Annotated in this window: 21 protein-coding genes; 17 read left to right on the forward strand and 4 right to left on the reverse strand. The window is 46.5% G+C overall.

Features of this window, described 5'->3' with window-relative positions; all coding sequences use genetic code 11:
- Positions 1 to 19 precede the first annotated feature (19 nt).
- Complete coding sequence (locus tag M1J35_RS08095; RefSeq protein ID WP_254653344.1) at positions 20 to 2,017, forward strand: YhgE/Pip domain-containing protein; 1,998 nt, start codon at positions 20 to 22, stop codon at positions 2,015 to 2,017.
- Between the two features lie 47 nt (positions 2,018 to 2,064).
- On the opposite strand, the gene M1J35_RS08100 is transcribed toward M1J35_RS08095, so the two are convergent.
- Positions 2,065 to 2,769 carry a DUF1836 domain-containing protein gene (locus tag M1J35_RS08100; protein ID WP_224520813.1) on the reverse strand — a complete coding sequence of 235 codons (705 nt, stop codon included), beginning with the start codon at positions 2,767 to 2,769 and terminating at the stop codon, positions 2,065 to 2,067.
- A 155-nt stretch (positions 2,770 to 2,924) separates the two neighbouring features.
- On the opposite strand from M1J35_RS08100, the gene htpX reads away from it, so the two are divergent.
- The 10 genes from htpX to rlmD all read left to right on the forward strand — a co-directional run bounded on the left by htpX (position 2,925) and on the right by rlmD (position 13,269).
- Positions 2,925 to 3,806: a protease HtpX gene (gene htpX, locus M1J35_RS08105; protein WP_034762272.1), complete on the forward strand. Its 882-nt coding sequence runs from the start codon at positions 2,925 to 2,927 to the stop codon at positions 3,804 to 3,806.
- Positions 3,807 to 4,028: 222 nt separating this feature from the next.
- Entirely contained in the window at positions 4,029 to 5,114 is a 1,086-nt protein-coding gene (locus tag M1J35_RS08110; RefSeq protein ID WP_254653345.1) for an ABC transporter substrate-binding protein, read from the forward strand.
- Complete coding sequence (locus tag M1J35_RS08115; protein ID WP_254653346.1) at positions 5,104 to 5,928, forward strand: alkaline phosphatase family protein; 825 nt, start codon at positions 5,104 to 5,106, stop codon at positions 5,926 to 5,928. Before M1J35_RS08110 ends, M1J35_RS08115 begins: the two co-directional genes overlap by 11 nt.
- A gap of 83 nt (positions 5,929 to 6,011) precedes the next feature.
- Positions 6,012 to 6,857, forward strand: a complete 846-nt coding sequence (locus M1J35_RS08120; RefSeq protein ID WP_254653347.1) for an ABC transporter permease — start codon at positions 6,012 to 6,014, stop codon at positions 6,855 to 6,857.
- Positions 6,854 to 7,633, forward strand: coding sequence for an ABC transporter permease (locus M1J35_RS08125; protein ID WP_254653348.1), 780 nt, complete (start codon positions 6,854 to 6,856; stop codon positions 7,631 to 7,633). The genes M1J35_RS08120 and M1J35_RS08125 overlap by 4 nt, the downstream gene beginning before the upstream one ends.
- Position 7,634: 1 nt before the next feature.
- Complete coding sequence (locus M1J35_RS08130; protein ID WP_254653349.1) at positions 7,635 to 8,636, forward strand: ABC transporter ATP-binding protein; 1,002 nt, start codon at positions 7,635 to 7,637, stop codon at positions 8,634 to 8,636.
- Positions 8,633 to 9,412 (forward strand): DeoR/GlpR family DNA-binding transcription regulator, encoded by a 780-nt coding sequence (locus M1J35_RS08135; RefSeq protein ID WP_254653350.1) that lies wholly within the window; start codon positions 8,633 to 8,635, stop codon positions 9,410 to 9,412. The genes M1J35_RS08130 and M1J35_RS08135 overlap by 4 nt, the downstream gene beginning before the upstream one ends.
- Before the next feature lie 12 nt (positions 9,413 to 9,424).
- Positions 9,425 to 10,390 (forward strand): histidinol phosphate phosphatase domain-containing protein, encoded by a 966-nt coding sequence (locus M1J35_RS08140; RefSeq protein ID WP_254653351.1) that lies wholly within the window; start codon positions 9,425 to 9,427, stop codon positions 10,388 to 10,390.
- A gap of 188 nt (positions 10,391 to 10,578) precedes the next feature.
- Entirely contained in the window at positions 10,579 to 11,745 is a 1,167-nt protein-coding gene (locus tag M1J35_RS08145) for an N-acetylmuramoyl-L-alanine amidase family protein (protein WP_254653352.1), read from the forward strand.
- 159 nt (positions 11,746 to 11,904) lie between these two features.
- Entirely contained in the window at positions 11,905 to 13,269 is a 1,365-nt protein-coding gene (gene rlmD / locus M1J35_RS08150; protein WP_371928748.1) for a 23S rRNA (uracil(1939)-C(5))-methyltransferase RlmD, read from the forward strand.
- Between the two features lie 127 nt (positions 13,270 to 13,396).
- On the opposite strand, the gene M1J35_RS08155 is transcribed toward rlmD, so the two are convergent.
- Genes M1J35_RS08155 through M1J35_RS08165 form a run of 3 tightly spaced genes read right to left on the reverse strand, consistent with a single transcriptional unit; the run spans position 13,397 to position 15,896 of the window.
- A complete protein-coding gene (locus M1J35_RS08155; RefSeq protein WP_224520802.1) occupies positions 13,397 to 13,999 on the reverse strand; it encodes a hypothetical protein in 603 nt (200 codons plus the stop codon).
- Positions 13,996 to 15,021: an ABC transporter permease subunit gene (locus M1J35_RS08160; protein WP_254653354.1), complete on the reverse strand. Its 1,026-nt coding sequence runs from the start codon at positions 15,019 to 15,021 to the stop codon at positions 13,996 to 13,998. Before M1J35_RS08160 ends, M1J35_RS08155 begins: the two co-directional genes overlap by 4 nt.
- Complete coding sequence (locus M1J35_RS08165) at positions 15,021 to 15,896, reverse strand: ABC transporter permease subunit (protein ID WP_254653355.1); 876 nt, start codon at positions 15,894 to 15,896, stop codon at positions 15,021 to 15,023. The genes M1J35_RS08160 and M1J35_RS08165 overlap by 1 nt, the downstream gene beginning before the upstream one ends.
- Before the next feature lie 188 nt (positions 15,897 to 16,084).
- On the opposite strand from M1J35_RS08165, the gene M1J35_RS08170 reads away from it, so the two are divergent.
- From M1J35_RS08170 to M1J35_RS08195, 6 genes are all read left to right on the forward strand, one after another.
- Positions 16,085 to 17,479, forward strand: coding sequence for an amino acid permease (locus tag M1J35_RS08170; protein WP_254653356.1), 1,395 nt, complete (start codon positions 16,085 to 16,087; stop codon positions 17,477 to 17,479).
- A 107-nt stretch (positions 17,480 to 17,586) separates the two neighbouring features.
- Entirely contained in the window at positions 17,587 to 19,035 is a 1,449-nt protein-coding gene (locus M1J35_RS08175) for a protein adenylyltransferase SelO (RefSeq protein WP_254653357.1), read from the forward strand.
- A gap of 62 nt (positions 19,036 to 19,097) precedes the next feature.
- Positions 19,098 to 20,132 (forward strand): zinc-binding dehydrogenase, encoded by a 1,035-nt coding sequence (locus tag M1J35_RS08180; protein WP_229593285.1) that lies wholly within the window; start codon positions 19,098 to 19,100, stop codon positions 20,130 to 20,132.
- A gap of 179 nt (positions 20,133 to 20,311) precedes the next feature.
- Positions 20,312 to 20,884 carry a cysteine hydrolase family protein gene (locus M1J35_RS08185; protein WP_224520796.1) on the forward strand — a complete coding sequence of 191 codons (573 nt, stop codon included), beginning with the start codon at positions 20,312 to 20,314 and terminating at the stop codon, positions 20,882 to 20,884.
- Positions 20,885 to 21,029: 145 nt separating this feature from the next.
- Entirely contained in the window at positions 21,030 to 21,659 is a 630-nt protein-coding gene (locus tag M1J35_RS08190) for a TetR/AcrR family transcriptional regulator (protein WP_254653358.1), read from the forward strand.
- Between the two features lie 2 nt (positions 21,660 to 21,661).
- Positions 21,662 to 22,363, forward strand: coding sequence for an ABC transporter ATP-binding protein (locus M1J35_RS08195; protein WP_254653359.1), 702 nt, complete (start codon positions 21,662 to 21,664; stop codon positions 22,361 to 22,363).
- Positions 22,364 to 22,373 lie beyond the last annotated feature (10 nt).

Raw genomic sequence — 22,373 nt, forward strand, 5'->3', positions numbered from 1 at the left:
GTATAAGAAGGAGTTTGTTATGAAAGGATTCACATTATTAGTACAAGATTTAAAAGCCATGGTCAGCCATAAGCACAGAAGGATCGCCCTGGGCTTTCTTCTTTTAGTTCCATTAATCTATTCGGGTTTATTCCTGTCAGGCTACTGGAATCCATACGGAAAGCTTGAACAATTACCTGTTGCCATCGTCAATGAAGACGAGGGAAGCGTAATGGAGGATGAACCGATAGAGGCAGGGAAGGATTTTGTAAAGGAACTGAAAAAGTCAGAAGATCTGAACTACAAGTTCGTTTCCTCTACTAAGGCCAATGAAGGTCTTAAAGAAGGCACGTACTACATGGTCGTGACCATCCCTAAAGACTTCTCGGAAAAGGTGAGCACCTTGATGGATGAACATCCCGAGCCTGCCGAACTACTTTATAAGGACAACCCTGGTAAAAATTTCGTCGCCTCGCAAATCAGTTCGAGTGCCACGGAAAAAATGAAAAGCAAGCTGTCTGATACGATTTCCAAATCCTATGCAGATGGAGTGTTCTCAAAGTTTGAGGAATTAGGGAAGGGATTAACGAAAGCGAGTGATGGAGCGAACCGGCTGCATGAAGGGATCGCAGATGAAAAGGCAGGAATGAACAAGTTTGCAGCCGGAATCGACTCACTTGGTGAAGGTTCTCTCACTCTTCAAGCTGGCAGTGAAAAACTATCTGATGGAGCAGGTTCCTTTGAAAGTGGGCTTCATCATCTCGATTCAAGCTCAGCTCAACTAGCCGGCGGGATGAAGAGCCTGTCACAAGCCGGAGAGAAAATGAATAATGGCACCGAACAACTGGCGAGTCAAACGAAACAGCTTGCAGGTGCAGAGAATAGGCTTACAGAGCAGCAAACGGAAGCGAACCAAGAGGCAGAAGAGCTGAAAAACCAGCTTCAAGCCTATCAGGAATCACATCCAGAGGCGGAAAACGATCCTGCATTCGCAACAATTCAATCACAGGCGGAAAAATTGTCAGCCTCCACCTCGGAGCTTGAAAATGAACAAGTGAAACTTCATCAACAATCAGAACAGCTTGCCGGTGGGCAAAGTAAGCTGCATGCAGGTTTTTCCCAATTTGCAGACAAACTGAACCATGCATCCAACGGGGCTTCTGATTTAGCGTCGGGTACATCCACGCTCTCTTCCGGCTTTGCCGATTGGAACAAGGGCTTCAGAACCCTGACTGCAGGAATCGACCGCTTAACCAACGGAACGGACAAGTTTTCTTCAGGAGTCGGTGCTTTGAATGAAGGATTGACAAACCTGGAAGCAGGCTCAGGAGAATTATCATCGAAACTCAGGGATGCTGCAGAAAAAACTTCAGCCGTTCATTCAACGGATGAGTTATCATCCATGTTCTCAGATCCCGTCCATCTTGTGAAATCCAATGTGTCCAAGGTTCCGAATTATGGAACAGGGATTGCTCCCTATTTCTTGTCATTGGCGTTATACGTCGGAGGAATCATGGCAGCGAATATCCTGCCACTCGCTAGACGCAATGATCTTCGCGTAAATGGAACGACCCATTTCATCAATAAATTGGGATTGGTGTTTTTCATCGGGGCCATTCAGGCACTCATTGTCGACGGGGTCCTTTTGTTTGGATTCCATTTAGAGGTCGTGAATATACCGCTGTTTATCCTATCGAGTGTCATCGTTTCTTTTACGTTCATGACATTTATCTTCATGCTGATCACCGTGTTCGGTTTCGTCGGGAAGTTTCTGGCCGTCACCTTCCTTGTCCTGCAATTGGCGACATGCGGAGGGACCTTCCCGAGAGACTTGAATACACCGATATTGCGCATCATTGGGGAGAACTTACCGATGGCGCACTCATTAAGCAGCTTCCAGGAAGTCATTACCCTCGGGGACTTTACTCAGCTGACGCACCAGCTGTGGATCCTGTTTGCTTATTTGGCTGTGGCCGGTGGGATCGCCTGGTTTACCACCCATATGCAACATTCCAAAGCCGCTGAAGTCGCGGAATGATCATAAAAATGCCTGCCCCCGATCGAAAGGGGGGCAGGCATTTTTTGTTAAGATAAGGCATCCATGACATATCTCTTCGTTACATCCTGATAAAATCCGGCCTGGACCGTCAAAACGGATACAATCATGACATTAAGGACTTTGGTGAGGTTTTCCTCCGCAATTCCGTCAAACGTTGCCAGCATAGCCCGGCACTCATCCTTGATGAATCCATCGATATGCTCGTTCACTGAACCATCCGCCGTTTTGATTGACGGGAGGGACTGGTGGTGGATCTGATCGAAAATGGATGCATAGGCAAGATAAAGATCCGTGGGATTGACGATGTCATCGGTTCGGTCTTCAATATTATTGAACACAAGAGTCAGGATCTTACGAATTGATTCGAAATCAAGGGTCGCTTTCAGGTCTTCGACGATGAATAACATGGCGGCCTGTTCGGTGGTGTACTTTTTACCGAGTTGGGGGGACCCGATCAATCCTCTTACATCCCGTTTCACCCAGTTCTGGACGGTGCTTTGGGGAAAATTGGTGAATTCGATCAGGTTTCCCAGGGAGACGATCTCTTTAAGGGAAAAGCCGATGTCGCCTTTGACTGGTTTAAGGATTTTTTGGATGATGGGAGGACGCTCCCTTTGAATGGGGTCCGACCAAATTGCCCCGATCACCGCATGTGGAGTCCTGCTCGCAGTGCCGTTCAGAGAGAGCAGCAGGTCGGCCATATTTTTGCGTGTCAGTTTAAACGTTTCCATCGTGATTACCCCGTCTCTTTTGCAAATATCTTCTTCTATACTACTGGTTAGGTGAAGTCTCGTCAATTTCACCTTTTGCTTGTATTTTGAACATGAAGGATTTATAATATTATCAGATACAGGTTCATTTGAACTTGAAATAGGAGTGAGAAAAGATGGGGAAACGAATATTTTATTTCCTGTTAACGAACGTTTTAGTACTACTGACGATTAGCATCATTTTTTCCGTCACAGGAGCGGGGAATTACATCACGGCTTCAGGCGGATTGGATTTAGGGGCACTGCTCGTATTCAGTGCGATCATCGGTTTTTCCGGATCGTTCATCTCTTTAGCGATGTCACGCTGGATGGCGAAGAGGATGATGGGTGTACAGGTATTGAATCCGGATGGGGCTTTATCATCTGAGGAACGTGCCGTTGTCGAGAAAGTCCACCGTCTATCAAAAGCGGCAGGACTCATGCATATGCCGGAAGTGGGAATCTACCATTCTCCCGAAGTGAATGCATTTGCAACAGGACCTTCTAAGAAACGCTCCCTTGTTGCCGTTTCAACTGGATTGCTTCGTGAAATGGATGATGATGCGGTTGAAGGTGTCATTGCCCATGAAGTGGCCCACGTGGCGAACGGGGATATGGTGACGATGACCCTGCTGCAAGGTGTGGTCAATACATTCGTTGTCTTCCTCGCACGGATCGCCGCATGGATTGCATCCCGATTTGCAAGGGAAGAAATGGCACCGATCGTGCATTTCATTGCTGTGATCGTATTCCAAATCGTCTTCTCGATTTTGGGAAGTCTAGTTGTCTTCGCTTATTCACGTCATCGTGAGTATCACGCAGATAGAGGCGGAGCGGATCTTGCCGGTAAGGATAAAATGGTCCATGCCCTTCAGATGCTGAAAGCTTACTCAAGCCGCATGAAGGGGGAAGACGACACGGCGATTTCTACGTTGAAAATCAATGGACGACGTAAATCGGCGATGTTCTCGACTCACCCGGATTTGGATGAGCGGATCAGCCGTTTGCAGGCGAAATAATAGAAGATTAAAAGGTGTCTGACTCCATTAAGGGGAGTCGGGCACTTTTTTTATGGGTTCTTATCAGCATCCCAAACCATCTCTTCGCTGTCCTTTACATCACGTTAACATTATTTCAGAATAGTTTTACGTTTGGTTAATCTCCTATTTACTTTGGTTCCCTATGATGAGGGTGTAATACAAAAGAAAACAAAAATGATTCAAAACTAGGAGGAGACATCCATGAAGAAGAACTCATTGTTAAAGGTATTAACGGTTGGGGTGACTTCCGCTTTCCTTATGGCGGGCTGTTCTGGAAATGATAACGCAGAAGGAAGCAAGATCGATACTAGTAATCTATCATTGGATCAAATAGAAAAGAAGGCAAAAGAAGAAGGGGAAGTGAACTCAGTCGGAATGCCTGATTCATGGGCAAACTGGGGACAGACATGGAAGGATATCTCAAAAAAATATGATATCAAGCATACAGATACAGACATGTCGAGTGCTGAGGAACTTGCCAAGTTTGAAACAGGAAATGTCGATGTAGGAGATGTAGGTGTGGCATTCGGTCCCCTTGCGGAAGAGAAAGAATTGACGCTTCCATATAAACCGACGCACTGGGATGAAATCCCCGATTGGGCGAAAGACGACAATGGAGACTGGGTGGTCGGCTATACCGGCACCATGGCTTTCATTATCGATAAGAATAACGTGAAGAATCCGCCTTCTTCATGGAGTGACCTCCTAAAGGGTGACTATAAGGTGGATGTAGGTGACGTGATGAAAGCCAATCAGGCTCAATTCGCTGTCCTCGCAGCAGCATTTGCCAACGGTGGAGACGAGAAGAATATTGAACCGGGGATCGAGTTCTTCCAAAAACTCGCGAAACAGAAGCGCCTGCAGACGACGGATCCATCCTTGACGTCTCTTGAAAAAGGGGAGACAGATGTCGCGATTGTGTGGGATTTCAACGCACTGAACTATCGTGATCAAATTAATAAAGATCGTTTTGAAGTCGTGATTCCATCAGATTCATCTGTCGTGTCGGGATATGCGAATGTCATCAATAAAAAGGCCAAAGATCCACACGCAGCAATGCTGACACGTGAATACATCCTATCTGATGAAGGACAGGCAAACCTTGCCCGAGGTTATGCAAGACCGATCCGTGAAGATGTGGAGCTGCCAGAAGATGCGAAAGCAAAGCTTCTTCCTGATAGCATGTATAAGAATGTACGACCGGTAGAGGATGCAGGCGCATGGGAAAAGGCAACAAAAGCCCTACCGCAAAAATGGCAGGAAGAAGTGTTGGTCCATGTCAACTAACGATAAGCTGATCTTCATCATGATCGACGGTCTTCGTTTTGACACGGCTGTAGATAATATGGGATATCTCCATCATTTGGTGGAGAAGGGACAGGCTTCACGATTTAAGGTGATCTCCGAGGTGCCGAGCATGTCCCGGCCCCTTTACGAAGTCTTGTTGACAGGAACACCTCCCTATCAAAATGGTATCACGTCCAATCAGGTTGTCCGTGGCTCAAAGGAAGAGAGCATCTTTCACTTAACGAGTAAACAAGGATTGAAGAATGCAACGGCAAGCTATCACTGGGTGAGTGAGCTCTATCATTCCGCTCCATTCAACCCAATGACGGACCGCATCAAGCTTGACGGGAATGGCCCGATTCAGAACGGAATTTTCTATTGGGAGGATCACTATCCAGATACTCATCTATTTGCAGATGCCAACTATATGAAAACGACGAAGGATCCTGATTTCCTCTACATTCACAGTATGAATGTAGACGATGATGGACACAAATACACGGCGGATTCAGCCGGATACAGAAATCGTGTGATCGCCGTGGACGTCATGCTTGCGTCTATTCTTCCAGATTGGATCAAGGAAGGATATCAGATCATCATTTCTGCTGATCATGGCATGAATAAGGATGGTCAGCATGGAGGAACGACGAGGGAAGATCGGGAAGTCCCGTTATTCGTCATCAGTCCGAAAATCGAAGCGGGAATCTATGAAGAGGAGGTTCCTCAGCTTCAAATCGCACCATTCGTATGTAAACTATTAAACATTCAACCGTCACCTGCCATGCAGGAAATAACGATTCCAGGCCTCGTTTAGGTCATGTAGTCCCAATCAGGGTGATGGGTAACTACCCTGTCATCCTGAGCACAGGGACAATGGTGTAAAAGGAGTGAATACTAATGAAAAAGAGGAGATCCGGAATTTTTTTGACAATGGTCCCTTTGTTGGCCTTTATTCTATTATTCTTACTCGTTCCTTTAGTTTCAATGATTCATGCAAGCTTTACAAAGGGTGGGGAAACATCTTTCACTATTGAAAATTACCTGGAGATTTTTACGAATCCCTATTATTATAAATCGTTTGAAAACAGTATTATCATTTCATTCTCATCCACAGTGGTAGCGATTATCTTTGCGCTCTTTGCCGCATATGCCATTACGTTTTTCCGTAAAAAGACTCAGGACCGGATTTTAGTACTTGCAAATCTGACTTCCAATTTCGCAGGGATTCCATTGTCCTTTGCCTTTATTGTCTTATTGGGAAATAGCGGTGTGTTTACGATTTTAGCGGAGAAACTGGATGTGGCTTTGTTGAATCATTTTAATCTGTATTCTTGGACTGGCCTCATTCTCATCTATATTTACTTTCAATTGCCCCTGGCCGTCATGCTCATGTTCCCTGCATTCCATGGCATCAAGGAGCAGTGGAGGGAATCGGCTTATCTTCTCGGTGCATCACCGCTTATGTTCTGGAAGCGAATCGGGATTCCAATCCTGCTGCCGAGCGTCGCAGGGACAGCGAGCATACTGTTTGCGAATTCAATGGGAGCTTATGCCTCTGCCTATGCGTTGACAGGAAGTACGTATAATCTTGCTACCATCAGGATCGGGGCGTTGATATCAGGAGACATCTTTGCTCAGCCTGAACTTGGAAGCGCCCTTGCCGTGTTATTGGGCGTCACCCTGATCGTTGCGATGTTGATCAATGAATGGCTCACTAGGAAGGTAAGGAGGGATGTAGGATGAAGAAAAGCCGTTTATCGTTCGTTCCCCTGGTCATTGTGTTTGCTTATTTAATTTTGCCACTATTAGCAACGTTCTTATATTCGGTTTCGACTAAATGGAATCAGACGGTTCTGCCTGAAGGGATCACGTTCAAGTGGTATACAGAGTTATTCAGTGACGGAGCATTCACTTCAGCCGTCCTGCGTTCCCTTATGCTTTCAGGAGGAGCCACGGTTCTTTCAGCACTAATCATGGTGCCTGCGATATTTGCCATCGTCGTCTATGCACCACGTTTGGAAAAAGGTTTGCAGGCGCTGGTACTTCTGACTTATGCCATGCCGGGAGTCATTATGGCAGTAGGGCTGTTAAGGGCGTATTCGAAAGTGGGAGTTCCCATGGTCCTGGTGACGGTCGGTGCGTATTTCATCGGGATCATGCCGTATATGTATCAGGGTACCCGAAATAGTCTCAGAAACATTCATGCCGTATCCTTGATGGAATCGGCTGAACTGCTGGGGGCATCCAAGGTATCGGCCTTCAGGAAAATCATCGTTCCCAATATCATGACGGGCATCCTGGTGTCAGCCCTTCTTTCATTCTCGATTCTATTTGGGGAATTCGTCCTGGCGAACTTATTGGTCGGTGGCAGCTATGAAACCGTACAAATTTATTTGTATCAGCAATTAAAGAAAAGTGGTCATTTCTCCAGTGCCATCGTCGTGTGTTATTTCGTATTCATCAGTATCCTATCAAGCTTGGTAGTGAAATTTGCCCAGCGTAAAAAGGAGTCGTTCTAATATGAGCTTTATCACATTGAATCACATCCAAAAATCCTTTGAAGGCCAGACGGTCATTCAAGATATGAATCTGGAAATCGAGAAAGGGGAACTTGTGACGTTCCTGGGTCCAAGCGGCTGCGGGAAGAGTACTCTCCTCAGGATGGTTGCAGGTCTTGTCACACCGGAAGAAGGTTCCATTTCGATTGATGGAAGAGATGTAACCCATGTCTCGCCGAAGTATAGAGGAGTGGGAATGGTGTTTCAATCGTATGCCTTGTTTCCAAATATGAATGTGTATGAAAATGTCGCCTTCGGATTGAAGATGAAGAAGATGGGGAAGGACGATATTCATGAAAAAGTGATGAGTATGATTGAGCTGGTAGGATTGACAGGTAAAGAAAAAGCATATCCCCATGAGTTATCGGGTGGTCAGCAGCAAAGGGTGGCTCTTGCGAGAAGTGTTGTTGTCGAGCCGAAAGTCCTCCTGTTGGATGAACCCCTGAGTGCTCTTGATGCTCAGATCCGTAAGAATCTTCAACAACTGCTACGTTCAATTCAGCAGAGACTAGGCATTACGATGATTCTTGTGACCCACGATCAGGAAGAGGCCATGGTTGTGAGTGATCGGATTGTGCTTCTGAATAATGGGCAAATGGTTCAGAGCGGCCATCCTCATGATATCTACATGAATCCTGCTACAGAATTTTCAGCACGATTCATAGGACATTATAACGTCCTGGGTGCACATGATCTAAAGACTTTGTTCGGACAGGCTCTTAAGGCAGACGGGATGTATGCCATCCGCCCGGAAGCGTTTCAAAGAACTGAATCCGGTCCCTCTTATGCCATAAAAGGCGTGGTGAAAGACGTGGCAGTATTAGGAAACATCGTCCGCTATTCCATGGAATCAAACTCTGTGTCTTTTTCAGCCGACTTACTTCAGCAACGAAACTCTGGTCTATCTCCAGAAAGTGAAGTCACACTATATATTTTAAAAGAGGATGTGATTCCCCTGGCATGAGTGCATTTGCATCGGACCGGCACAAATTAATAGAAGACATCCTTCAAGAGGATGAGAAAATATATGTCACACAATTAGCAGAAAAAATGGGTGTGACACCTGAAACCATCCGAAAGGATCTGGCGTTTCTAGAGAAAGAAAATCGTCTCACCCGCGTCCATGGAGGAGCGGTGAAATACGTCCCTGTCGTCCAAGAGCCGTTGTTCCGGCAAAAGATGAACGTCCAGCTGGAGGCGAAACGGAGGATTGGTAAACTTGCCTCCCGTTATATTCAAGACGGGGATACAATCATGCTAGATGTTGGTACCACCACCTATCAATTGGCAAATGCTCTTGCCGGGCTTCAGCGTTTGACGATCGTCACTAATTCCCTGGCTTCGGCGGAAATCATCAATAAGAGTCTTGAGGCTAAGGTCTTTGACGGGAAGCTTGTCATGCTTGGCGGGATGAGCAATCCTGAACAGAAATCCGTATCAGGTGCCATGACGATTCAAATGCTCCGTCATTTTCAATTTGACAAAGTGTTTCTGTCTTGTGGAGGGGTCACCATGACAGATATTTTCGATTACGATTTGGAAGAATCCCTTGTGTCTGAAAACGTCATGAATCAGGGAAGGGAAATCTATCTGCTGGTTGATTCCTCCAAATTGAACCAGACTTCCTTTTGCAGAATCGGTCCAATGGCAAAACTTGACTATGTGGTATGTGATGCACCGATGCCCAAAGAATGGCAGAAAAGTAAGCATCGTACGTTTAAAAAATGGATTTCACCATAAGGAGGAGACCTCATGAGTGTCGATTATCATGTACATCTGGAAGAAGGGCCTTACTCATTTCGATGGCTGGAACGTACGAGCCGGGCACTTCAGCATTTTTATCCTGTAACAGGGGAGGCCCATCACAGAAGCTGGATTCAATCCAGCTATAAGCTTCTGAGTGAGCGGTTGGAAAAAGGCCCATATTCATCCGAATGGCTGGATTTATACTTACAGAAAGCCAAGGAACGAAACTTGAAAGAAGTAGGTATTGTCGATCATTTATATCGTTTCAGGGAAACGAGAGACTATTTCGAGAAGAACATGGATATTAGTGAAACGGACCTGGGGAGAAAACAACACCAGTGGTTGAAGCAGGTCATGACCGAAAACATGGGAGACTATGTCGACTTCATAGAAAGTCAAAAACAGAAGTGGGCAGAGCATGGCATTAAGCTGAAGCTTGGGATGGAAGCTGACTACTTTCCTGGTTGCCATAATCAGTTGAAGGAATTGTTATCGACGCATAGATGGGATTATGTGATCGGTTCGGTTCACTTTGTGGATGGGTGGGGATTTGATAACCCTGAAGCCATAGACCAATTTGAGCACTATGGATTAGAAGATTTGTATGGACGCTTCTTCCAGATTGTTGAAGAAGCCATCCGTAGCGGCTTATTTGACTTCGTCGCCCACCTCGACAATCTGAAAGTCTTCAACTTCAGACCCCATGAAGAAATTCTTCTCCCCCATTACGAGAAGGTTGCACGTGCATTGGTAGATACCAATACAGCGACAGAAGTGAATGCCGGTTTATTCTATCGCTACCCAATTAAAGAGATGTGCCCGAGCCCGAGCTTTCTGAAAGTGCTGGCTGAGGCAGGTGTGAGGTTCACAACCTCTTCTGATTCCCACTTCCCCGATGATATCGGACTTTATGTAAATGAAAACACAGAGCGGTTAAAGGCATTGGGGATTCACCAGATTGCGACTTTCTAAGTCATAGAATTGATTTTTTATAGTTTAATCGTTTATGTGCCTGTCTCCGTTAGTGGGGACAGGCGCCTTTTTATGTTTTCTCATGAAAATGATAAACATTCCTCTATGAAATGATTCTATTCTTTTCCCCTTGCCGTGACCATTTGTACAAGCTGTGAATATTTTACTAGTAAAGGAGGATACAAAATATGGTAAAATCTAGTGATTATTTAATAGCATTGGATGATGGTCACGGTCTTGGGACAGCTGGTAAACGGACGCCTTATATTCCGTCCATCGGAAGGCAGATCCAGGAAAATGAATTCAATGAAAAAGTGACCTTATTTTTGAAATGGGAATTGGAGAGATGTGGATTCCGGACGCTGTTAACGGCTCCGACCGATGCAGATACCCCGCTTCAGGCGAGAACCGATGCCGCGAATTCCATGGGGGCGGATGCATTGGTTTCCAATCACTACAATGCCTTCGATGGGAAGTTTGATGACCCGGGGAAGGATGCAGAAGGGCATTCGCTTCATGTATATTATAATGATGCAAAGGATAGGAAACTTGCTGAGAGCATTGCAAAGTACTTGAAACAGGGGACAAAGCAAGTGTACCGGGGGATCATTGAGCAGAATCTTCATATGACGAGGGAGTTTGATGGGCCGGCGGTGCTTGTAGAGAATGGGTTCATGGATAATGAGAGGGAAGCGTTGCTCATGATCAACGAGGATTTTCAACGTGAGACGGCAAGGGAGCAGGCACTGGGAGTGTGTGATTTCTTCGGGGTGCCATATGTGGCTGCAGGCAACGGCGGAAACGTCGGGTCACCTCCCGTATCCGGTGGGACAAGCACCGGAAATGTTGTCGGCAAACGCGTTGAGAGTATTTACAGAGGAGCAGAAGGTCTTGACTTTTACAGCCGGCCTACTTTTGATGATACCTACCGTGCTGGAATACTGAAGTACGGGTATGGATTTCCGACGATTGTCCGGAAGCTGAAGGTGGAAGGGGCCAATATGTATGAAGTCATGAACTCCAGGGGGCATGTGTATTATGTGACCGCATCACCGAAATATGTGAAGGTGGAAGGAAGTGGACAGCAGGGGGGCCAAGCCTCACCGCCGCCTGCAACAGGAGGGCCGATTGCCATTGGGGAAATCACCATAATAGGAGTCGCCAATGCCGCCATCATACAAGATCGTCCGGATCGTTTGACATCCAAAGATCTGGGTACCATCAGAAAAGGCCGTACCATTCCCGTCACGGGATCCGTCAGAGGGAAAAACAGCAGCTCAGGCTATTGGGAAGTCGTCTACAACGGAAGACGAGCTTATATCACCGGTGAATTCGGACGTTACAAAGCCTATTAGTCTGTTTCTATCAAAGAGGAGCCTTGCATGCAAGGCTCCTTCTTTGTGTTGTTTGCCCCTATATCCCTGTTGCATTCCGCCTCCATTTTTAATAAAGTATAGAGTTAGAGAGCAATTTGAAGGAGGACGTAGATAGTGTCGAATATCAAACCGGAAACGATGGTTGCTACTATAGAAGAATTAGATCAAAAAGGCTCGGGACAGGCTGTGATCTGGCGTGAGAATGAGCTGGGGAATCCGAAGAAGCTGCGACTCACCATCCCTCAGACCCTGATCGGGGAAAAGGTGAAGGTGACGGTCGATCAACCGGACCGCAGGAGACGTAAGGCAATGGCGGATGAAATCCTGGAGGCGAACCCAGAGCGCATCGAGCCACCTTGTCCACATTTTGATCGCTGTGGAGGTTGTGTGTGGCAGCATTGGGACTATGAGGGTCAGCTGAAGCACAAGACCGATCATGTGAAAGAAGCTCTTAAAGGGCAGGGGTTTGATCCCGCACTTGTCCGTGACACGATGGGAATGGACAACCCTTGGCGTTACCGCAATAAGATGGAGTTTACCTTCTCACCGGAGGGAGAACTTGGTTTACATGAGCAGGGGAATTTCCGGAAGATCATTTCACTTGAAACCTGCCTGATTGCAAGTGAGGAGATGGTGGAAGCGACGATGGAAGTCGCTGATTGGGTGAAGGATCATGACTTGCAGGGGTATGACAAAGATAAGCATGAAGGGTTATTGCGCCATTTGATGGTTCGCCAATCGTTTGCGACGGGTGAATTAATGCTTGCTGTGTTCGCTACGGAAGCACCTGATCTCCACTCAGATGCGGTTAAAGATTTAATGAAACGTGTTGAAGAGAAATTCCCACATGTGAAGAGTCTATTATGGCTTGAAAACACGGCATGGGCTGACCGTACCCAGGCAGAGGAAATCCACCTGCTTTCGGGACGTGATTTCATCTATGACGAAATGGACGGCTACCGTTTCCGCTTATGGTTCGATACGTTCTTCCAAACGAATCCGACTCAGGCACAGAAGCTTGTGGACCTGGCGGTTGAGATGAGTCAGCCGAAGAAAACGGAGAAGATGATCGATCTTTTCTGTGGAGTAGGGACATTCTCCCTTCCATTTGCAAGCAAAGTAGAGGAGCTTGCTGGTATCGAGATCGTGGAAAGCTCCATTGAATCGGCGAAACGGAATGCAGATGATAACGGAATCTCCAATACGACATTCCTCGCAAAGGATGCACGGAAAGGAATCGACCAGATGCTCGAAACGTTCGGTCACCCACAGCTGTTGATGCTGGATCCGCCGCGTTCCGGTGCAGGAGGTAAGGTGATGAGAAGGATCGGACGTGCAAAACCGGAGCGGATCGTGTACGTTTCATGCAACCCGGATACATTCGCGACGGATATCAAGGAGCTTGAGCCATTCGGCTACACCCTTGATGCCGTTCAACCTGTAGACCTTTTCCCTCATACTGTACACGTGGAATGTGTTGCCACACTGACATTGAACGTATAGCAAAGACGGATGAACTGCACATAGTAAAATCCCTGCCCAACGATAATTGGCAGGGATTTTTTTTGAGGGACGGACCTCTACTTCACACTCCGCCAAAGAACTTCTGGCCCGTTTAGAGGTCCGTCCCTCAAGATTCTTCTTTTATCGCCCTGGATTTGTTCGGAATATTGGTGAGGTTCCATTTGGCGCCGTCTCCGTTCGGATCGGTGATGCTTACAATGGGGGCGGAGAGGATCATTCCGGATAAGGTGTTTTCGTTGTATTCGAAGTCAAAGTATCCGATGTTGGGTGCGATGCCTTCACCCCAGAAGCCGTAGATTTCCTGGATTTTTGACTTTTGGATGGCTGGATTGAAGATCACCTCTAGTTTGTAACGTGAGTCCGGATTCACACGTTTCAATTTGATTTGGAAGTTCCCTTTTTCATCCACCACCCCGGTGCTTTCTGCAGCATATTCTTCGTCTTCTACCGCCTGCCAACTGATGACCTTTGGATAAGACTCGAATTTCCCATAATCCTTGATCCCGGCAAACATGATGCTATCCTCCGGCAGATTGGACTTTCCTTCGACGATGAGTTCATCTCCATTCAGCAGGACGTTTCCGGAAAAATCAATTCTGACCCCTGATGGTGCCTCGGGTTTTTGAGGCAGTTCCGTTGCCATTTCTACACGGCATCCAGTCAGGAGAATGACACAGGCAGACAGAATGTAAAGCAGTCGGTTACTCAATGGAATCCCTCCTTTGAAGCACTGCTGAATGAAAAAGGGTCCTCAAGCCTAGAAGGAGATGCCGGTATGTCAGTGGAGGTCTGTCCCTCACTGACCGGGAGCGCATCTTCCAACAGAACCTCTTTTAAAAATCTGGTGATCTCATTGATGCAAAAGATCGAGACGGCAAAGAATGCGAGAGGGGTCAGCACCAGCCATGTATGAAGAAAGATCATCTGAATATTGATACTCATCGTGGCTGCCCACTCATTTGTGAAAGAGAAGTATTCCGGAATTGGCGTGTCAATACCGAAATCTGCTATTTTCAGCCCTCCCAGGCAGATGTGAAGAACTCCAAGCTGAATCAGTAAGTAAAGGGTTTGGGAAATCTGTTCTGAAAACATGACCAGGGCATGGCGGCTGAATTGAGGGCGCAGGTGCTGTTTGATGATGTGAAATCTGCTTGCGCCTATTTGCCTGGAGACTGAAATGAAATCATTCTTCAAATATTCTTTCATTTCCTCTCCCAAATACATTCCAAGTGAAGGAATGACAATGATGGCGATCACGACAACCTCAATGATCAGAAATTGAAATGAATACAAAGCCCCGGATTCAAAAGCATCCTGCAATGGCGTGAGGAGTACAAAGGCAATGATGGCAAGGGGGATAAAATTGAATGTATCCCCGACCCCTTTAATCATTTGTCTCAGTCCATCGGGAAGAAATGCATACAGCAATCCAAATGCGAACCCTCCGACCATTCGGAGAAGAGCAATGACGATGGCGGACAAGAGCGTGTATTTTGCTCCCGCCAGAAGTAAATAAAATACATTCCTCCCAAGTTTATCACTACCGAGAGGTGCCATTTGTTCCATGGTATAAGGAGGGTCTGCAATCACCCTTCCGGAATCATCCTTTAAATACGCGGGCCCGGGCTCTAGAAGATCCGGGAAAAGGTATGGCGCGATAAAGCTTGATGAAAGCATCAACAGCAGAAAGCCCATTGGTAGCCAAAATCTGAATGATCTTAAGATTTTCATCAGCCGACCTCCTCTCCGGATAACCATTTCTTCAGAATGGCTGAACCTAATGTAAACACGACGAAAAACGGTATGTAAATCATAAGCATCCCTATAAAGAACGCAGTGGGAGTATTGATAGACATATCCAAAAGCACATTCATGAACCCATTGATGTTAAATAAGATCTCGATGATCAAGAGGTTCGACAGCATGAGCAGGAAGATGGGTTTTATATGATAATAGAAATGGACCCATACATTTCGGAACAAATGAACCCATATGGTATAAGCTTTAGAAAACCCTTTGGAATACGAATACTCTACATATGGCTTCTCTTCTTCTTCACGAAGCTGAAACAAGAAATTCTTAGTTAAAAAAGCAATCGGCATGATTGCAAGGCAAACAATGGGAAGCAGATAGATCTTTTCATCGCCAAGAGTATAAATGTCGAACAGCAGAATATTGGTCTTCTTGAAAAACCAGACAATGAACAGCTGGATGAATACGATGATCATGACGTCCGGAAGTGAGTCCAGGGAGTCCAGTAGCCTGAAGCATATGCGATATACTTTCTTTGGCAGAAACATAAACAAGTAGCTTACGAGAGAAGATGCGATGGCGGCCAGGAAGAATGCAAGGAGTAAGAGAGAAAACGAATAGCCAAACAGTTGAAAAAATATAGGGTAAATCGGATAGCTTTTGGAGTCCATTGGATCGCCTACCATGATGATGATGGAGCCGGGATCCGATAAATTCTTACCCATTTCTTGCAACGTCTGTAGATATTTCCCCAGCATAATCACTAATTCATCATCGTAATCGAGTAACGAACCCGCCCCGCTGAACAGGAATAACCCGATACACGTGAGAACAAATTGCATGGGAAGACCCATAAATTGAAGTTTTCTCAGTAGAACCACCCCCGACTTCTTTTAGAATTAGTATAACTTCACATTACAAAAATTTCAAAATAATTTTAATTTTTACAATAATGTTAATTGGCTGGAAGGCTGCTTTTTGAATAGTTATAACAGTCAATGAAAAACCTATGAGTATGTGAACCTTACGAAAGGATGGTTGGATGAAGGACGAGCATTTATTAACCCAGACGGTAGCCCATCACCAACAGAAGAAGCAGGAGAAAAGGGAAGGGACCAAGCTCAGCTGGTGGCAACTGTCCCTGATCGGGATCGGGTCCGTCATCGGAGCAGGATTCTTTCTCGGAACGGGGTTATCCATCAAGACGGCCGGTCCGTCCATTCTCATCGACTATATGATCGCAGGAGTGACCGCTTATTTTGTGTTCAGTGCCCTGGCGGAAATGATCACCAATGATCCACAAAAGGGAACATTCAGGATTTACGCGAAGAAGGCATTCGGACATTCATTCGGCTTTGTCTCAGGATGGATGTATTGGTTATCAGGTATCCTGATTATGTCCAGTGAAATCGTGGCGTTATCGACGTTCACCCAGTTTTGGTTTCCCCACGTCCCGTTATGGATTTTCTCCATTCTTTATGCGGTCCTGGGTTTTGGCATCAATCTACTGGGGGCAAGTAATTTCGGTAAGATCGAATCGGTATTTGCCGTGATCAAATTGTCGACCTTGCTTATATTCATCGTTTTCGGTGCCCTGCTTTTGTTTCATATCATTACACCATCCGAGCTTCAATCTGCCAAAAATGCCGGTATTTCTCCTTTTATGCCAATGGGTATCAAGGGAACATGGGCGGCTTTGATTTTCGTGTTTTTTTCTTTTGGTGGCATTGCCGTTCTTGGTATCGCTTCGAATGAACTGCGTGACAAGAAAGATGTCCCGAAAGCGGGGAAGGGCACGCTTTTTTCCCTGGTGACGGTGTATGTTCTTTCCTTGTTCTTTGTCATGAGCATGGTGTCATGGACCAAGATCAACGAGTCAGAAAGCCCGTTTGTAACGGCGCTCTCGGCGTATCACATCCCGTTCCTTGATTCGATTTTCAATATCATCATCATCAGTGCGGCCTTCTCGACGATGGTCGGGGCCTTATTCTCCATTACGAATGTGATGATTTCCCTGGCTGTCGATGGAGATGCGCCGAAAGGATTCGCTGAAAAAAATGATCGGGGTGTGGCAGTGAAATCTTTGATGATCACAGCGATCGGGCTCGGTATATCGATTCTGTTTTCCTTTCTCCTCCCCAATGAAGTGTATGAATATATCACCACTGCAGCCGGAGTCATGTTGATTTTGAACTGGGGAATCATCCTTGTATCCCATATTAAGCTCCATCCAACTTATGATGCAGCGAATGGAAAGTTTAAGATGTTTGGCTATCCCTTTACCTCCTACCTCGGGATCGCTCTGATTCTCCTGGCGATTTCGGGTGCCATGGTCCACGCTAATCAGCGGATTGGGTTATTCATCTCATTGGGATTGATCGTTGTGATTTACCTTTCGTATTGGGGTGTTTTCCGGAGGGGCCATAAAGGACATTAGGGGGAAAGAAAGGTATAATGAAAGGGAGATAAAAGGGAACTTCACCAAAAAATCATAGAACATGTCTATGGTTTTTTGTTTTATTTATTGAACAGGAGGAGAGGACGATGATGGAAAAGAAAGCAGGTTGGAATCTCAAAAACAGCTATAAAAGCCTTCCTGGAACATTTTTCACCCTTCAGGTTCCTGAACCTGTGCGTGCCCCAAAGCTGGTGGTTCTAAATGATAGGGTTGCTGAGTCCCTAGGGCTCCATGCCGAAAAACTGGAGGCGGGTGTCTTGTCAGGCAATGAAATCCCTGAAGGAGCCGAGCCCCTTGCCCAAGCCTATGCGGGCCACCAGTTCGGACATTTCAATATGCTGGGTGACGGACGGGCTGTCCTGATTGGCGAGCAGATCACGCCGGAAGGAAAACGATTTGATATTCAGCTTAAAGGGGGAGGAAGAACTCCTTATTCCCGTGGAGGGGACGGTCGGGCAGGACTTGGTCCCATGCTCCGGGAGCACATCATCAGTGAAGCCATGCACGGACTTGGAATACCGACTACCAGGAGTCTAGCGGTAGTGACAACGGGTGATCCCATTTACCGGGAAACGGAACAAGAGGGTGCGATCCTGACAAGGGTGGCGGCCAGTCATCTCCGTGTCGGGACATTCCAGTTTGCTTCAAGATTCGGAGAGGTGGATGATCTTCGGGCCCTGGCAGACTATGCCCTGGAGCGCCATTATCCAGAGGGCATGGATGCTCCAAACCGCTACCTTTTCCTACTGAAGGAAGTCATCAAACGGCAGGCAGCCCTTATCGCCAAGTGGCAGATGGTGGGCTTCATCCACGGAGTCATGAATACTGACAATATGACGATCAGCGGGGAAACGATTGATTACGGACCCTGTGCTTTCATGGATGCGTATGATCCGAAAACGGTCTTCAGTTCCATCGATGCACAAGGAAGGTATGCATACGGGAATCAGCCGCCGATCGCTGGATGGAACCTCGCCCGCTTTGCTGAAAGCCTGCTCCCGGTCCTTCATCCTGAACAGGAAGAATCCCTCAAGCTTGCCCAGGAGGCGGTTCTGGAATTTCCTAAGTTATATGAAGGACACTGGCTTGACGGCATGAGGGCCAAGCTTGGGATATTCAATGAAGAAAAAGGGGATCGCGCGTTGGCTGAAGAACTGCTGGATCTCATGAATAAGCATCAGTCAGACTTTACGAATACGTTCCGGAGCCTGACATTGGGGCGTGAAGAGTCAGATGTATTCAACACATCTGAATTTACATCTTGGAAGGAACGATGGAAAGAAAGGCTGAGCAGACAGGACGAGACGATGGAAGCGTCCAAGCAGCGGATGCGCACGAGTAATCCGTCGGTCATCCCGCGTAACCACAGGGTGGAAGAAGCACTTCAGGCGGCAGTGGAAGAAGATGATTTCAGTGTCATGACCGACTTGCTTTCGGTTCTGGAAGATCCATACGCTTACTCTTCAGATCAGGAAGAGTATTGTAAGCTTCCGAGTCCGACGAATCGTCCTTACCGAACCTTTTGTGGAACTTAAAGGGGTTGAGGGTAAGGGTTTCGGCAACACTATAACCAGAAAAATGGAAAGGTGGAACGCACATGAAGGCCGTTCAAGTTACAGGATATGGAGATGTCAACAAGCTCGAAGTCTCTGAGATTCCGGTTCCCGTCCCTCAAAAGGGGGAAGTTCTTGTCAAAGTAAAGGCGTGTGCCATTAACAATACTGAAATCTGGATGAGAGAAGGCGCATATGGAACGGAAGAGAAGTCTGGGTGGAGGCCTGAAGGGGTTCAGTTTCCAAGGGTTCCCGGTTCGGATATCACAGGTGAAGTGGTAGAAGTGGGAGCGGATGTTTCCGAAACCATGCTGGGTAAAGATGTTGTCCTGTTCCCATTCACTTCAAGCGGCACGGAAGGAAGCGAACATATATCAGACGATATGTCGTTCATCGGCTCTGAATATGATGGGGGATATGCTGAATACGTCGTATGGCCATCGGAACTCTGTTATGACATGCCTCTCTCCACATATGAAGAAAGTGCAGTGTTTTCCGTCAGCGGTTTGACGGCCTGGCATATGGTGGAACAGATCAAGGCTCAGCCTTCGGAAACGATCGTCGTGACCGGTGCCAACGGCGGTGTGGGATCATTGAATGTTCAAATTGCTTCCAGGGTATTCGGTGCAAAGGTCATTGCCATAGTAGGGGACTTGGCTTTGGAAGACAGGATGAAAGAGCTCGGTGCGACACACGTATTGTCCTATAAGTCGCCAAACCTTGCCGGTGAAATACTTGATGTAAATGGTGGTCCGGTTGATTCTGTATTGGATGTAGTAGGGGATGCACTATTCGAAACATCCCTTGAAGTCTTGAAAAAAGGCGGCAAATTCTGTATATCAGGGTCGGCCGGTGGTCAGAAAACACAACTCGACTTCAGAACCCTTTATTTAAAGCATATCACGTTCTATGGTTCGGTCCTGGGGACAAGGGAAGAGTTCAAACGCATGCTTGCTGCGATCTCGGAAGGAAAAATCAAGCCGGTCATTGACCGGACGTTCCCGCTCGAGCAAGCCCGTGAAGCACAAACCTATTTTAAACATTCAGGAAAGCTGGGGAAGATCGTCCTGCTTCCCTGACATACACGCGATGAAGCTCGGAGTCGAATGTGATTCCGGGCTTTTTTTTGTTGTATGAAAGGATTGTAAGGGGGATAAGCCGAACTATACACATATAGGCTTAGGGCGGTTCATGATGAAAAAGATGACCGAACGACATCCGTTTAAAAGAGGACTAAAATCGTAAAGGGGTTTTGTAAGTGAAGCAGGCATTACTTGTCATTGATGTGCAACAGGAATTAGTGGAAGGCAACGAAAAGGAACAGGCTGTCTTTCAAAAAGAAAAACTGATCGAGACCATCAACAGAGTGGTCGCAAAGGCAAAGGGAGTGGACGCCCACATCATCTTCATCAGGGATAAAGACGTCGCAGGTGGTACCGGCGAAGGGTTCGGGGTACATCGGGACCTAGAGATTCCGGATCATGCCGAGGTATTCGATAAGCTTGCGACCAATTCATTTTACGGGACGCCGTTACTCTCCTTTTTAAAAGAAAAAGAGGTAGAGCATCTCGTGATTGCGGGCTGTCAGACCGAGTACTGCATCGACACGGCTGTCCGTTATGCGACGGTCAGCGGATTCGATGTCACACTGGTGGCAGACGGCCATTCCACCAAGGACTCCCAAGCGTTGAAGGCCGAGCAAATCATCGCCCATCATAATCTTGCTTTAAGAGGGCATTACAATGTGGATCATTTCTCGGATGTGAGACCATCCAGTGAGGAACTGTTCCAGCCAAAGCATGATGAGTATCGGAAGGAATATGGTATGTAAGAAGTACGAGCCCATTTCATTTGATGAAGTGGGCTTTATTATTTCTGAGACAAGCACGGTTTGACAATCAATATTCTTCCAGTTAAAATATGAATGTATTCATAAATAAACGCGTTCATATTTTATAACCAAAGGAGCATTGATCATGGCAGGATTACGTGAAGATAAAAAACGGCAAACCCAGCTGAACATCATGGAATCAGCAAAGAACATTTTTTCTCAAAAGGGATTCGAAACGGCTTCCATGGTTGAAATAGCGAAGGATGCAGGAGTGGGGACCGGTACCATCTATAATTATTTTCCTTCTAAGGGGTCTTTGCTATTGCGGATTTTCACTGAAGAAGCGGAGGGGATGAAAGAAGCGCTTCAAAATCCGTTTTCCTCAGAAGAGGGTGGAGATCTGGTAGAAAGTGTGGTTGGTGCCATGCAGGGATTTGCAGCATTTTTTCAGCATTATCCGAAAGCATTTTGGCGCGAGCTGTTTCACGTGATGACGGGAGAAGTGGAAGAGAGCATCCGGTTGAGACAGGGGTTATTCGGCATTGATGAAGAGATGATGAAGTGGGTCATGAATTTAATCGAAAGCCATTCAGATTGCTTTGCCGTAAAGATCGATCCTGAAGAAGCGGCTTATGCCATCTATAGTGCAGCCATGTCCGATACGATGTTCTATATGTATAACGAAGAAATGGATCATGAAGCTTACAAGGAGCAGTTGGCGAGACACATACGATTTTTATTTGAAGGAAAAATGAAATCGGGAAAGAAGGAATGAACATGAGCATCTTGAGCATCAATGGAGTTCATAAAACCTACCAAAGCGGTCAAACCACCTTTCAGGCACTGACGGATATTCATGTAGAGGTGGAGGAGGGGGAGATTGTCGTCATCCTCGGTCCCTCGGGTTCCGGGAAGTCCACATTGTTGAATGCCATTGGAGGCATTGACGCAATTGATTCCGGGAGCATTGTGGTCAATAAGAAAGATATCGGCCGATTGAGTGACCGAGAGCTTGTGGATTATAGAAGGGAAGACGTTGGCTTTGTCTTTCAAATGTATAATCTGATCCCGAATTTAACGGTCTATGAAAATATCGAGTTGACGGCTAATATCAGCCGGGAGGCAATGTCAATTCCGGAGGTGATCCATGCTGTTGGATTGTCGGGGATGGAGGATCGCTTTCCCCGTGAATTAAGCGGAGGGCAGCAGCAACGGGTGTCAATCGCCCGTGCCGTCGTGAAGGCTCCGAAACTATTATTATGTGATGAACCGACTGGAGCATTGGATTCGGTCACATCAAAAGATATTCTGCAGTTGATCGAGAAAGTGAATAAAGAATTTAAAACGACTGTCCTTATCATCACCCATAACCAGGCAATCAAAAGCATGGCGAACCGGGTTATCACATTGAAGGACGGAAAGGTAGAATCCGACTTTGTCAATGAACATCAAACCTCCGCTGAAGGGGTTGAGTGGTGATGCCTCTTCG

The organism is Rossellomorea sp. KS-H15a (genome assembly GCF_024195245.1).
GTDB lineage: Bacteria > Bacillota > Bacilli > Bacillales > Bacillaceae_B > Rossellomorea > Rossellomorea vietnamensis.